Here is a 13049-nt window from a genome sequence, read left to right on the forward strand (position 1 = left end):
GAAGTACCTCTACTGCGGTAGTAAACAGATTACTTGCGCGGTAAAGGTGCTTCGACTTCGCTCAGCATGACGTTCTGAAACTCAGCTGGCAACCGAATACAAGCGCCTACTTCTTGCGGTATTCTGCGTTCAGGTAGGCCAGCACCGGGGCGGTGATGTCGAGGTCTTTCTGGCCGTAGGCAATGGTGCCGCTGGGGGCCGCAATCAGGATGAGCTTGTAGCCGTGGGCTTTGCCGTAGGCTTCCACTTTCTTGTTCACGCTTTCGAGCACGGTTTGGGTCAGCTTGGCTTCTTCTTCCTGGGCCTGGGCCTGGATGCGCTGCTGGGCCTGGCCCGACTCCTGCTGCTGGGCCTGCAGCTTCTGCTCGGTGGCGGCGCGCTGCTCGGCGGTCATGCCCTGGGCTTGCTTCTGGTAGTTTTCTACCGCGGTGCGGAAGTTGGCAATCAGCTTCTGGTTCTGGCTTTCCCAGCCGCGGGCCTTGGCCTCGAACGACTTCCGCGCGTCTTTCATGCCCTGATAGCCGTCCAGCATCTTGCTCGACTCCACGTAGGCGATTTTGCCTTCGCTGCTGACTGCAGCGGCGGCGGGCGTGCCGGTTTCGGCCACGGGGGCAGCGGCGGTTTCAGTGGTGGCAGCGGCCGTAGTGTCAGCCGTGTTCAGCTCGGGCGAGGCCACCACGGCGGTCGATTTATCGGTGGCAATGGCCGGTGCCACCGGCTTTTGGTTGAAATGCAGGAAATACAAGCCCGCCACCAGCAGGGCCAAAACAACGTTAATGGTTAATTGAATGGGGTTTTTCATTGAAAAGCACAGATGAGGAAAAAACAAAAGTAAGGCTTTGCCTGAAGGAAAAAGCGGGGGCTGTCCTTGCGAGGCGTAGCCGAAACAATCCGTGCTGTCAAAACCAGTCACGCGCCTGTGCCAGAAAGCCCCTGCTCCGCACAGAGCCGGGGCTTTTTCACGCCCTTATGGTGCTTACTGAGAACAAATTGCTCTGCCTCGCAATGACGAAAGGCTACTCCGGCACGGCAATGTGCAGCAGCGCATCGCCCTGGTTCACCACCGGCATGTGGTTCAGGCCGATGACATAACCGCTCAGCGGCGACTCCAGCCGCACGGCCTGCTGCCCGTAGGGGTCGGCCACGGACCCGTAAATCTGGCCTTTTTCTAGAAACTGCCCGTTTTCGACGTGCGCCCGGAACAAGCCCGCAAAGCGCGCCCGCAGCCAGGTATGCCGCCGGCACACAATGCTGGGCCGCGCCGGCGCCGGCGCGGCCGGCGCCATGCCCAGGTGATTCATTACCCGCAGGGTGCCCGCCACGGCCTCCTCAATGCCGGGCTCATCCAGCCGCAGGCTCTCGCCGGTTTCGTACACGATAATGCGCTTGCCCAGCCCCTGCGCCGCCTCGCGCAGCGAGCCCGCCCGCAGCGCCGCGTGCAGCGTGAAGGGCGCCGCGAAAGCCGCCGCCATGGCGTCCACTTCGGCGTCGACGCCCAGCAGGGCTCGCACCTGCGGGTAATTGGCCCGCGCCGCGCCACCGGTATGGAAATCGATGCCGTAGTCAATCAGCGGCATTATTTCACGCATGAAGCGGTGGGCCACCCGCCCGGCCAGCGAGCCGCGCGGAAACCCCGGAAACGAGCGGTTCACGTCCTTGCCGTCGGGCACTTCGCGGCTGAAATTCAGGAAGCCGTAGATGTTGAGGATGGGAATGGCGATGATGCTGCCGCGCGTAGGCGTGAGCAGCTCGCGCCGCACCAGCCGCCGAATGGTTTCGATGCCGTTCACCTCGTCGCCGTGCATGCCGCCCATGAGCAGCAGCGTGGGGCCGGGCTCCGTGGCCCGCAGCACGTGCACCGGCACGTCAATCACCGTGCCCGAGGGCAGGCGCGAAATCACCAGCCGCGTGAGCACCCGCTCGCCCGGCTGAATGGTGAGGTCGTTGAGGTACATCGGAGCAGGAGCGGCGGGGTCGGGCATGGGTCGGGAACAGAATAAAATGAAACGTCATGCAGAGCGCAGCGAAGCATCTTTACCGCGCAACGCAATCCAACCTACAGGGTTTGCGGCTGCGGTAAAGATGCTTCGCTGCGCTCTGCATGACGGACGTTTACCGGCTTAGCCGGCCCTCTCCCCTACTTCCCCGCCGGCACGTCCGACTGCGCATCGACGCCGTGGGCAGCGCCTTTTTTGGCTTTTGGCTTCGTCTTTTTCTTCGTGGCCAGCGTGGTCGAATAATCAATGATGCGGCCGGCAATATCCTGCTTGGTGGCTTTTTCGATGCCCTCCAGGCCGGGCGAGGAGTTGACTTCGAGCACCAGCGGGCCGCGCTTGCTTTGCAGCATATCCACGCCCGCAATGCCAAGGCCCAGGGCTTTGGTGGCCAGCAGCGCCGCCGCTTTTTCGGCCCGCGTGAGCTTGACCAGCGTGCCCGAGCCGCCGCGGTGCAGGTTCGAGCGGAACTCGCCCTCCTTGCCCTGGCGCTTCATGGCGCCCACCACTTCGCCGTCCACCACAAAGGCGCGCAGGTCGGCGCCCTTGCTTTCGGCAATGAACTCCTGCACAATGATGCGCGCCTTGAGGTTGTGGAAGGCTTCGATGACCGACTGCGCGGCCTTGGCCGACTCGGCCAGCACCACGCCCAGGCCCTGCGTGCCTTCCAGCAGCTTGATGATGACCGGCGCGCCGCCCACCTGCTCAATCATGGCGGGCACGTCTTCGGAAAAGTTGGTGAAGGCCGTTTTGGGCATGCCCACGCCGGCGCGGCTCAGAATCTGCATCGAGCGCAGCTTGTCGCGCGAGCGCACGATGGCCTGGCTGTCGATGGCCGTGCGCACCTTCATCATCTCAAACTGCCGCACCACGGCCGTGCCGTAGAACGTGACCGAGGCGCCGATGCGCGGAATGATGGCGTCGAAGCCCTCGAGCCGCGCGCCCTGGTAAATGATGCCAGGCTGGCCTTTTTCCAGCACAATGTTGCATTGCAGATGGTCGATGACCACGGCTTCGTGGCCCTTGGCCGCTGCGGCCTCCACCAGCCGCTGGGTGGAATAAGATTTCGGCTCACGCGAGAGAATGGCCAGTTTCATCGGGTGGTGGATTGGGGGAGGTGGTGAGGGGGTGGATGGAAGCGGCGGGTGGGATGGGCGGAGCGGCGGGTGGAGGCGCCTGTCATCAAAGTCATTTCGTGAGCAAAGCAGCGACGAAAGACGACAGTTGCGGACGCTCTTACGTGAGAAGGTCGTCGGTTACGCTATACAATGACAGATTTTCCACAGAATTTCGCCGCAAAACTACTCAAGTGCGGGCGCGGCGCGCGGCGGCATGGGCCAGGAATTTGTAGGAAAGGTTGCGCTTGGCCACGTCGACCACGAAGCGGCCTTGCCGCAACAGGCTGCGGCCCAGCAGCACCGGGTACTTCATGTCGGAGCGGTCGGAGAGCGAAAACTCTGTTTCAAAATCTTCGCCGTAGAGCTGCACCACGGCCCGGATGACGTAGCGCTCCTGCACTTCGCCGTTGGACGAGCGAATGTCGCGCAGCACAAAATTGGCGAAAGCCAGGGGCCGGCCGTCGGCGTCGGCGTGCTCGGGGTCGAGCAGGCGCACGAGCAGCACGGGGCGCTGCGCAGCATCGGTTTCGATGTGGATGTCGGTGCAGTGAATGGCGCTGGTGTAAGCGCCGGTGTCCACCTTGGCCTCGATGCCACCGAGGGCAAAAGCCGGAAAATCGACCAGTTCGCGGCGGCCGAGCAGGCGCTTGGAAGAGCGAGGGCGGTTCATGGCGGTGAAGATAGGTGCGACGGCCGCTTATCGAGCCGGGCCGCTCCGCCTGTCATGCCCGTGCCGAGTCAGCCGGCTCCGGCTTGGACACCAGAAAATCGATTAGTAAGCCTCAGAATAGATTGGAAGACTATATATCCGTTGAAACCCGCCCGGCATCGGCCGGGCGGGTTTCACTTGTGGATTGCAGAAAAAAGGTACAGTTACAGGAAATTGAACGCCTAGCGGTACTTGTCTAAAGGGTCCGCAGCGCCTTGCTCGCGCAGCAGCCGCTCGTACTCGCGCTGGGTGCGGTGCTCGCGGCTCAGGCCGCCGTAGGCCGCCAGCCCGCTCATCAGCACCCCGAAACCCCAGAACGCAGTACTCCAGAGGGGCCAGGGAATTTCGCCGGTGTGGTAACGGTCGGTAAAGGCCCAAATCACCCAGAGCAGGGCGTTCACCCACAGGTAGGTGGCCAGGTGCGATTGAAACTTAGCCCGGGCTTTCGCTTTTTGCCACAGGTAGGGGTCGCGTTGCAGGGGTTCCATGAGCTTGGGGGTTGGGATTGGTTGAAATTGATGATGAAAGGTACATTTTAGGTCGAGGGGCGCGCCACTTCCCGTCGCCCAAGTGTCGTAAGCGGCGGCTCAAGCATCAATTGCCACGGCCGAAGCGTAGGCCATGAATCGTGCGGTGGCACGCTTCGTTACACCCGCCCGGAAATCCTTATGTCTACTCCCCTTCCCAACCGTATTCAACTCGTGCAGGGCGACATCACCAAGCAACACGTCGCCGCCATCGTCAACGCAGCCAATTCCAGCCTGCTCGACGGGGGCGGCGTCGATGGGGCCATTCACCGGGCCGGCGGGCCCGCCATATTGGAGGAGTGCCGCGCCATCCGGGCCCGGCAGGGCGGCTGCCGCACCGGCGAAGCCGTCATCACCACCGGCGGGCGGCTGCCGGCCGCGCACGTCATCCATACCGTGGGGCCCGTCTGGAATGGCGGCCATAAGGGCGAACCAGAATTACTAGCCAACTGCTACCGCAACAGCCTGCGCCTGGCTGCAGAAAACCACCTGGAAAGCGTGGCCTTCCCCGGCATCAGCACCGGCATCTACGGCTATCCCAAGGCCGAAGCGGCGGCCGTGGCCGTGCGCGAGGTGCGCCAGTGGCTGGCGGCGCACGCGTGGCCGCAACAGGTGGTGTTCGTGGTGTTTGACGAGGAAAACCGGCGGCTGTACGAGCAGGAATTGGCCAACTAACGGCAAACGCCTGTCATCCTGAGCGCAGCGAAGGACCTTATCACGCTAGAACATACTGACGTGAGAAGGTCCTTCACTGCGCTCAGGATGACAGGCGTTGAAATCTATGTAAAAACGCTGGTTACGCCAGTTCGCCCACGCCTTCCACGCGCTCGGCTACTTGCTGCATCAGCCACAGCGGGGTGCTGGTGGCGCCGCAGATGCCTACGGTGTGGGCGCCGGCCAGCCATTCGTCATCCACCTCGTCGGCGTTTTCGATGAAGTAGCTGCGCGGGTTCACGGCGTTCACCACCGAGAACAGGGCCTTGCCGTTGGAGCTTTTGCGGCCGCTCACGAAGAGCACCACGTCGTATTCGGTAGCGAATTTGGCCAGGGCGGGCTCGCGGTTGCTCACCTGCCGGCAGATGCTGTCGTTGGCGTCGAAGCTGTCGAGCTGCCCACCAGCGGCGGCAATGCGGGCTTCCATCAGGGCCTTCATCTTGTAGAAGCCGGCCGTGCTTTTGGTGGTTTGGCTGAAGAGCGTGACGGGGCGCGAGAAATCGATTTGGTCGAGGTCGGCCTCGTTCATCACGATAATGGCGCGGTTGCCGGTCTGGCCGGTGAGGCCGGCCACTTCGGCGTGGCCGGGCTGCCCGTAAATCACAATCTGGCCGTTTTGGCGCTGGCTCAGGTCGAAGGCGTGCTTCACGCGGTTTTGCAGCTTGAGCACCACCGGGCAGCTGGCGTCAATCAGCTCCAGGTTGTTTTCGAGGGCCAGCTGGTAGGTTTCGGGCGGTTCGCCGTGGGCCCGGATGAGGACTTTGGTGTCGTGCAGTTCGGCCAGCTGCTCGCGGTCGATGATGCGCAAACCCAATTGGTGCAGGCGCTCCACTTCCATGCGGTTGTGCACAATGTCGCCCAGGCAATAGAGGCTGTGGCCTTGCGCCAGCTCGTCTTCGGCCATTTGGATGGCGAATTCGACGCCAAAGCAGTAACCGGAATTTTTATCAATCGTGACCTTCATGCTGAGCCCTTAACATCCCTGCGGCGGCGAGGAGTTCGCCAGGGCAAAGTTACGGAGTAGCCCGGCGGCATGGCGTACAAATTGCCGGCGTCTTTAATCCCGCTTTAATCCCAGCCCGCCGCAAACAGCGCCGACGAAGCCCTATCGAGCACAAAATCGACCTGTTCGGTGATGGTGATGTGCGTGGTGTCGAGCAACACAGCGTCGGGGGCGCGGCGTAGGGGGCTCTCGGCGCGGGTCGAGTCGAGGTGGTCGCGCTTGCGCAGGTTCTCGATGATGTCCTCGAGGGGCACAATCTCGCCTTTTTCAGCCAGCTCCTCCTGGCGGCGCTTGGCGCGCAGCTCCACTTCGGCCGTCATGAAAATCTTCACTTCCGCATCGGGGAAAACGGTGGTGCCAATGTCGCGGCCGTCCATCACCACGCCGCGCTTGCGGCCCATTTGCTGTTGCTGGGCCACCATGGCGTGGCGCACCATCGGAATGACCGACACCTCGCTCACGGCGTTGGAGATGCGCATCTGCCGGATGTCGTCCTCGCGGTTCACCCCGTTCAGAAACAGCTCGTTGCGGCCGGTGCGGCGGTTGCGGCGGAAGCTGATGTGGATGTCGTGCAGGGCCTTCTCGATGCCGGGCATGTCATCGAAGCCAATCTGGTTTTCGAGCAGGTACAGCGTCACGGCGCGGTACATGGCCCCGGTGTCGACGTAGGCATAGTGCAGCAGCTGAGCCACGGCCTTGGCGGTGGTGCTTTTGCCGCAGGAAGAGTAGCCGTCAATGGCAATAACGAGTTGTTTCATAACGACGCGGGCGGCCATTGGCCCCGCAAGATTACGAAATCCAAGTCTTACGCGCAGCCGGCGGCGTCTTCAAGCGTTGGGGCACCGAGGCAAAAAAAGCGGCTACCGATGCCCTTTCTCCCTCATTTAGTTGGGAATTGACCAAATGAAAGGGGTTGAAAAAAAATCTGCCGGCCATGCCCACGCCGGTGCTGCCGTCCTTGCCCGTGCCCCATTCACCGCCGTACACCTGCACCAGGCACTGCCCCAGAAAGCAGCCCAGCGCCATGAGCACGCCCTCGCGCTCGGCGGCCGGCAAAATGCCCCGCTGGGCCTCGATAAAGTTGTCGAGGTGGGCCACGGCTTCGGCGTCAAACGCTTTCAGATTGAGCTGCTGGCGCACCTGCTCGGCGGCTTGCTGAATGGATTCGAGGGGCGTGGGGCTGGTATCGGGCATAGGAACAAAGCTGGTGGCGAAAGGGCCGGGCGCGGCCGGCTGGTTTGTAAGCTAACACGCTTAAGGGCGCCGGGGTTGTGGCAAGGATGCCTGCTCCGGCGTTTTCTGCTCAAACCGCTGGCTCGAAACCGGCAGGTCGCCGGGCGGCTAGTTACGCGCTCCCTTTTTATCGGCAATGTACTCGTTCAGCACCTTGGGCAGCTTTTCGGTGGTCAGCGAACCCCATTTTACTTCCTGGCTCAGGCGCGCATCGTCGGCAATTAGGGGTTCGACAATGGCCCGCAGCCGGCCGCCCGACTTCGGCAGGCTCACCCACTGCGGGCTGTCGTCGCGCTTGAGCACCCAGGCCTGCGTCATCTCGTATTCGGTCACGTTGGACTTGTAGCTGCCCCCGGCGCTGCCCCAGCTGGCGCCGTTGAATGTGGCATAACTGCCCTGGTGCACGGCATCGTCGCGCCGCATGGTGCCCTTAAGGTGGTAGAGCCCCAGGCCCGCTCCCACGGCGCCCACCCGCACAAAGGCAATGCGGTATTCCTGCTCGTCCTCGCCCACCACTACTTTGAAATCCTTCAGTACCACAAACGAGTCCTGCTTCATTACGAAACTGCTGACGTCGAGCGGCGTGTAGGCGGTTTTATCGGTCAGGCCGACGGCCACAATCTTGTTGTAGTCGATGTAGGCAATGGGCACCTCCAGCGTGCTCCCATCGAGCAGGTGAATGCGGCCCGGAACGGCCTCAGGCAGCTTATCGGGCACGTCGGCCGCCGATTTATTGAAGTTGTAGGTGTTCTTTTTCTGGCCGAAAGCATTGGTTTGCGCTTGGGCGTACCCGGCGCCAGCCGCCAGGCCAATAATGGCTACTGCGAGATGGAATAAAACTTTTGTCATGGCCTGCTCTTTGTGCCGCACAAGTTAAACCCATTGTCAGCATGCCCCCGTGTTTACGAAGCAGCACACGCATCATTTTTCCGGAAAAGGTCAGGGCTATCAGCTTTAGCCTTTTCGGGCGGCCGTGTACTGCGCCATCAGCTCCACCATTTTTTCGATGGTGAAGGCCGAGGGGAATAAGCGGTGTATTTTCTTGCTGAGCTCAGGCTGGTCGGCCGTCAGGGCTTCCAGCAGGTCGTGGGCGCTTTTTGTATGGGGCTGCAGCGTTTGGAAACCCGGGTTAGCAGCGGTTTTAAGCAGCAGTATCGCCTAGACTTTTTCTTCGTAGGTGCCGGTCTTTTTTTCAAGTAGGGCGCCCCCCGCGGCGCCCACAGCCACTCCTAGTAACCCGTAGCGTAGGTTTGCGCCAGCGCCCTGCAACATCGAAGCCTGCGTGCCGGGCGGCGCACTATACACGTCCATGGTGCCTTTCAGGCCGTAAAGCTCCAGCCCCTGGGCGGCCTGGTACACGCGCACCATGGCGCAAGGGTAATGGGCCACCACGCCGTTAATCACCACATCAAACTTGCGCAGCACAGTAAATGAGTCGACCCCAATCACAAAGTTTTTGACCTGCACAGCCGCAAAGTGCTGGGGCTCCGCAACGCCTTCGTCCTTCACCAACAGCTCATTGTCGCTCACCAAGCAAAGGATGCCGGTGCGGGAAATGCCATCGGCCAGCCGGTAGTGGCCCGGGGCGAATACCGGTGGCTTGGGTTTAGGACCGGCCGCCAAGACCTGCGTGGTGGCTAAAACACCCGCGAGGATGCTAAAAATGAATATCCGCCAATGCGTTCGGGAAGTTGCGAAGTCGCTCATTGGCGCAAAATAGCGGCTAGTGCCCGCAGGGGCAGGGCACACTCTTGCCGCCGCTGTGGTGCTTGTACCAGCTGGTTTTTTTCTGCTGCGCGGTGCGGCGCGCGCAGCCGCCCAAGAGGCTGCCCCCCAGCACGAGCAGTACCATCAGCAGGAGCCGCCACGACGAAGATATTTTCATAGCCAATCTATTTTAACTCAAAGTTAAGGTTCTTTGCGCGCCTGCCCATAGGCCGCCGCTTCTAATTTCCGCCAACGCATGACTCCTGCTTTTTCGCTCACTGCCAACGTCGTCGACGTTTTTGCCCGTTCCATTCAGCCCGCCATTGTTTCCGTCGAGGGCGGCCGCATTGCCAGCATCGCGCCCATTGCCGAAGCCGAGGCCGACTCCGCCCTGCCCTACGTGCTGCCCGGTTTCGTTGACGCTCACGTGCACGTGGAAAGCTCCCTGCTGGTGCCCACCGAGTTCGCCCGCCTAGCCGTGACGCACGGCACCGTGGCCACCGTGAGCGACCCGCACGAAATCGGCAACGTGCTGGGCGTGGCCGGCGTGGAGTTTATGCTTGAAAACGCCGCGCATTCGCCGTTCAAGTTTTGCTTTGGCGCACCGAGCTGCGTGCCGGCCACGCCGTTTGAAACGGCCGGGGCCGAAATCACGGCTCAGGACATCGCCAAGCTGTTCGAGAACCCCAAAATCGGCTACCTGGCCGAGATGATGAACTGGCCCGGCGTGCTGCACCGCGACTCCGACGTGATGCAGAAAATTGCCATTGCCCAAGCCGCCGGCCGGCCCGTGGACGGCCATGCCCCCGGCCTGCGCGCCGACGATGCCGCCCACTACGCCAGCGCCGGCATCAGCACCGACCACGAGTGCTTCACGGCCGCTGAGGCGCTCGATAAGCTGGCTGTGGGCATGAAGGTGCTCATCCGCGAGGGCTCGGCGGCCCGCAATTTCGACGCGCTGATTGAGCTGCTGCCCGAGCACTACGCCCACCTCATGTTCTGCTCCGACGACAAGCACCCCGATACGCTGGTGCTGGGCCACATCAACCAGTTGGTGCAGCGGGCCGTGGCGCTCGGCAACGACGTGTTCCACGTATTGCGCGTGGCCTGCGTGAACCCCGTGAAGCACTACAACCTGCCCGTGGGCCTGCTGGGCGAAGGCGACCCGGCCGACTTCATCGTGGTGAAAAACCTGCGCGATTTTGAGGTGCAGCAAACCTACCTCAACGGCGTGCTGGTGGCCGAAAACGGAAAGTCGTTGCTGCCGGCTGCGCCCGTGGCCGTGGTCAACAACTTCCACGCTCAGCCCGTGACAGCGGCCGATTTCCAGCTGCCCGCACCGGCTTCCGCTCAGCCCACGGCACGCGTCATTGAGTGCTTCGATGGCCAGCTCATCACGGCCCGCGTCGACCTGCCGGCCCGAATTGAAAACGGCTTGGTGGTTTCCAACGTGGCCGACGATGTGCTGAAGCTGGCCGTCATCAACCGCTACCAGCCGGGCGTGGCCCCGGCGTTGGCGTTCATCCGCGGCTTTGGGCTGCAGCACGGCGCGCTGGCCAGCAGCGTGGGTCACGATTCGCATAACATCACCGCCGTGGGCTGCGACGACGAGAGCCTGGCCCGCGCCGTCAACCTCGTCATCGAGGCCAAGGGCGGCCTGGCCGCCGTGGGCGCCGACGGCCGCGAAATCCTGGTACCGCTGCCCGTGGCCGGCCTCATGTCAGACCAGCCCGGACCCGCCGTGGCCGAGGCCTACGCCGCCGTCGATGCGCTGGCCAAGCAGCTGGGCTCACCGCTGGGGGCGCCGTTCATGACGCTCTCGTTCATGGCGCTGCTGGTCATTCCCAGCCTGAAGCTGAGCGATAAAGGCTTGTTTGATGGCCAGCAGTTCACGTTTGTGGACGCCGTAGAATAAACAGAACGCAATTTTTTACGTGGCTTCTGCGTAGGAGGCGAAGGCTTGCCTTTGCCTCCTTTTCTGTTTTTACTGGTTATGAAGCTGCTGCCGTTACCCTTTTTTCTCCGCATTGCCTGCGGCTTGCTGCTGGTCGTGAGCGCCCAACCGGCCGCGGCCCAGAAGTACCGCACCGCCGCCGGGCTGCGCAGCGGCGGAGGCAGCTACGGCCTCACCGTGCAGCAGCTCGTGCTGCCCAAAACCACCCTCGAAGGCTTGGGCATGCTGGCCGAGCGCGAGCGCAGCGCCACGCTGCTGGCCGAGCGGCACTTCGGCATTCTCGGGCCCAGCCTCAACTACTATTTCGGGGCCGGCGGGCACTTCGGCACCCACAAAGACGACGGCAACTTCTGGGGCTTCGACGGCATGATTGGGGCCGAGTACAAAATTCCGTTTGCCCGCATTGTGCTCTCGTTCGACTTCAAGCCCACCATCGAGTTCCACTCTGCCGACTGGAACCGTTTCCCGACGGCTTTCTCGGTGCGCTACATTATTCTCAAGCAGAAAAATACCAGCATTTTTCAAGGCATTTTCGACAAAGTCAAAGGCAAATAAAAAGCCCCGACTCATGACGAGCCGGAGCTTTTTACTGTTTGTTTTTAGCTCAGAAAGGGACCAGGAACTACTGAAACCGCTTTTCGAGCAGCTTGAGCATTTTTTCTTCGGTGAGGGGTTTGGTGAGGTACTCCACGTTGGGGTACTTGGCCACGCGGGCCGTGTCGGCGCCGTGCATGGAGGTGGTGAGCACGGCCATCACCGTTTTGTCCTGCACCGGCTGGGGCAGGGCGTTGTAAAGCTCCAGAAACTCGAAGCCCGACACGCCGGGCATCTTCAAATCGACAAACACCAGGTCGGGCGCCGAGCTGCCGCCATTGGCGCTGCCCCAAAGCTGCTCGAATGCTTCATCGGCCCGCGAAAACGTGCTCACGCGGTCGGCCACAGCCAACCGGCCCAGCAGCCGGTTGTTGAGAAAACTGGTTGTTTCGTTGTCGTCAACGAGTACAATGTGATTCAAATTAGCGGACATCGATAAAGGAGTTATTTCTAGCTTCCACGAAGATACCGAACACGGATTGCCCCGGCAATTGTTCAGCTTTTTTACAGCCAGCCCTGGGCGTGCATCCAGTCGTCGTTGTAGATTTTGCCGAGGTAGCGGGTGCCGTGGTCGGGCAGCACAATCACCATGGTGTCTTCTTCTTTAAGGTGCTCGCGGGCATATTCCAGGGCGCCGTGCACGGCCGAGCCGCAGCTCCAGCCCACAAACAGGCCCTCCTCTTTGGCCAGGCGCCGCGTCATGATGGCCGCGTCCTTATCGGTCACTTTCAGAAACAAATCAATAACATCGAAGTCGACGTTCTTGGGCAGAATGTCTTCGCCAATACCCTCGGTTTTGTAGGGATAAATTTCGTTCTGGTCGAAGATGCCGGTTTCCTTGTACTTCTTGAACACCGAGCCGTAGGTGTCGAGGCCCAGGGTGAAAATGTTGGGGTTTTGCTCCTTCAGGTACTTGCTCACGCCGCAGATGGTGCCGCCCGTGCCCACGCCGGCCGCCCAGTGCGTGATTTTGCCTTCGGTCTGCTGCCAGATTTCGGGGCCGGTGGTGTCGTAGTGCGCGGCGGCGTTCGAGAGGTTGTCGTACTGGTTGGGGTAGAAGGAGTTGGGCGTTTCCTGGTTGAGGCGCTTGGCCACCGAATAGTAGCTGCGCGGGTCTTCGGGGGCCACGTCGACGGGGCACACCACCACCTGGGCGCCCACGGCACGCAGAATGTCCTGCTTCTCCTTGCTCTGCTTGTCGCTCATCACGAAGATGGTTTTGTAGCCCTTCGCAATGGCGGCCAGGGCCAGGCCCATGCCCGTGTTGCCGCTGGTACCCTCAATGATGGTGCCGCCCGGCTTGATGAGGCCGGCCTTTTCGGCGTCCTCAATCATGCGGATGGCCATGCGGTCTTTCACCGAGTTGCCGGGGTTGAAATACTCCACCTTGGCCAGAATGGTGCCTTTAATGCCGGCGCTGACGCTGTTGAGCTTAACGAGGGGAGTGCGGCCAACGGCCTCAATGACGTGGTTGAAATACATCGAATTTTACTGGG

At 61.7% G+C, this 13049-nt stretch carries 15 protein-coding genes and 1 pseudogene; 3 read left to right on the forward strand and 13 right to left on the reverse strand.

The genetic code is table 11. The features are described from left to right. Positions 1–106 precede the first annotated feature (106 nt). The 5 genes from I2I01_RS18640 to I2I01_RS18660 form a co-directional block, all read right to left on the reverse strand. Positions 107–802, reverse strand: coding sequence for an OmpH family outer membrane protein (locus I2I01_RS18640; protein WP_196288014.1), 696 nt, complete (start codon positions 800–802; stop codon positions 107–109). Positions 803–1016: 214 nt separating this feature from the next. After that, positions 1017–1982, reverse strand: a complete 966-nt coding sequence (locus tag I2I01_RS18645; protein ID WP_211538033.1) for a succinylglutamate desuccinylase/aspartoacylase family protein — start codon at positions 1980–1982, stop codon at positions 1017–1019. Positions 1983–2137: 155 nt separating this feature from the next. Further along, complete coding sequence (gene rimK, locus I2I01_RS18650; protein ID WP_196288015.1) at positions 2138–3091, reverse strand: 30S ribosomal protein S6--L-glutamate ligase; 954 nt, start codon at positions 3089–3091, stop codon at positions 2138–2140. Positions 3092–3299: 208 nt separating this feature from the next. Then, on the reverse strand, positions 3300–3782 hold the full coding sequence (locus I2I01_RS18655) for an ATP-dependent zinc protease family protein (RefSeq protein WP_196288016.1): 483 nt from the start codon (positions 3780–3782) through the stop codon (positions 3300–3302). A 221-nt stretch (positions 3783–4003) separates the two neighbouring features. Continuing rightward, a complete protein-coding gene (locus tag I2I01_RS18660; RefSeq protein ID WP_196288017.1) occupies positions 4004–4309 on the reverse strand; it encodes a 2TM domain-containing protein in 306 nt (101 codons plus the stop codon). A gap of 180 nt (positions 4310–4489) precedes the next feature. Between I2I01_RS18660 and I2I01_RS18665 the strand changes: the two genes are divergently transcribed. Next, complete coding sequence (locus I2I01_RS18665; RefSeq protein ID WP_196288018.1) at positions 4490–5023, forward strand: O-acetyl-ADP-ribose deacetylase; 534 nt, start codon at positions 4490–4492, stop codon at positions 5021–5023. Between the two features lie 121 nt (positions 5024–5144). On the opposite strand, the gene I2I01_RS18670 is transcribed toward I2I01_RS18665, so the two are convergent. From I2I01_RS18670 to I2I01_RS18695, 6 genes are all read right to left on the reverse strand, one after another. Further along, on the reverse strand, positions 5145–6026 hold the full coding sequence (locus I2I01_RS18670) for a 4-hydroxy-3-methylbut-2-enyl diphosphate reductase (RefSeq protein ID WP_196288019.1): 882 nt from the start codon (positions 6024–6026) through the stop codon (positions 5145–5147). 104 nt (positions 6027–6130) lie between these two features. Then, entirely contained in the window at positions 6131–6823 is a 693-nt protein-coding gene (cmk, locus tag I2I01_RS18675; RefSeq protein WP_196288020.1) for a (d)CMP kinase, read from the reverse strand. 31 nt (positions 6824–6854) lie between these two features. Then, a complete protein-coding gene (locus I2I01_RS18680) occupies positions 6855–7259 on the reverse strand; it encodes a hypothetical protein (protein ID WP_196288021.1) in 405 nt (134 codons plus the stop codon). Positions 7260–7406: 147 nt separating this feature from the next. Further along, on the reverse strand, positions 7407–8147 hold the full coding sequence (locus I2I01_RS18685; protein ID WP_196288022.1) for a hypothetical protein: 741 nt from the start codon (positions 8145–8147) through the stop codon (positions 7407–7409). A 309-nt stretch (positions 8148–8456) separates the two neighbouring features. Continuing rightward, on the reverse strand, positions 8457–9005 hold the full coding sequence (locus I2I01_RS18690) for a hypothetical protein (protein WP_196288023.1): 549 nt from the start codon (positions 9003–9005) through the stop codon (positions 8457–8459). 16 nt (positions 9006–9021) lie between these two features. Continuing rightward, entirely contained in the window at positions 9022–9183 is a 162-nt protein-coding gene (locus I2I01_RS18695) for a hypothetical protein (RefSeq protein ID WP_196288024.1), read from the reverse strand. Between the two features lie 78 nt (positions 9184–9261). Between I2I01_RS18695 and ade the strand changes: the two genes are divergently transcribed. Beyond that, positions 9262–10920, forward strand: a complete 1659-nt coding sequence (gene ade, locus I2I01_RS18700) for an adenine deaminase (protein WP_196288025.1) — start codon at positions 9262–9264, stop codon at positions 10918–10920. A gap of 78 nt (positions 10921–10998) precedes the next feature. Next, a complete protein-coding gene (locus I2I01_RS18705; protein WP_196288026.1) occupies positions 10999–11514 on the forward strand; it encodes a hypothetical protein in 516 nt (171 codons plus the stop codon). A 67-nt stretch (positions 11515–11581) separates the two neighbouring features. On the opposite strand, the gene I2I01_RS18710 is transcribed toward I2I01_RS18705, so the two are convergent. Then, positions 11582–11986 (reverse strand): response regulator, encoded by a 405-nt coding sequence (locus tag I2I01_RS18710; RefSeq protein WP_196288027.1) that lies wholly within the window; start codon positions 11984–11986, stop codon positions 11582–11584. A gap of 74 nt (positions 11987–12060) precedes the next feature. Further along, positions 12061–13035, reverse strand: a pseudogene (locus tag I2I01_RS18715) (PLP-dependent cysteine synthase family protein); the annotation flags it as partial. Positions 13036–13049 lie beyond the last annotated feature (14 nt).

The sequence above is a fragment of the Hymenobacter properus genome (genome assembly GCF_015694735.1).
GTDB classification, from domain to species: Bacteria; Bacteroidota; Bacteroidia; order Cytophagales; family Hymenobacteraceae; genus Hymenobacter; species Hymenobacter properus.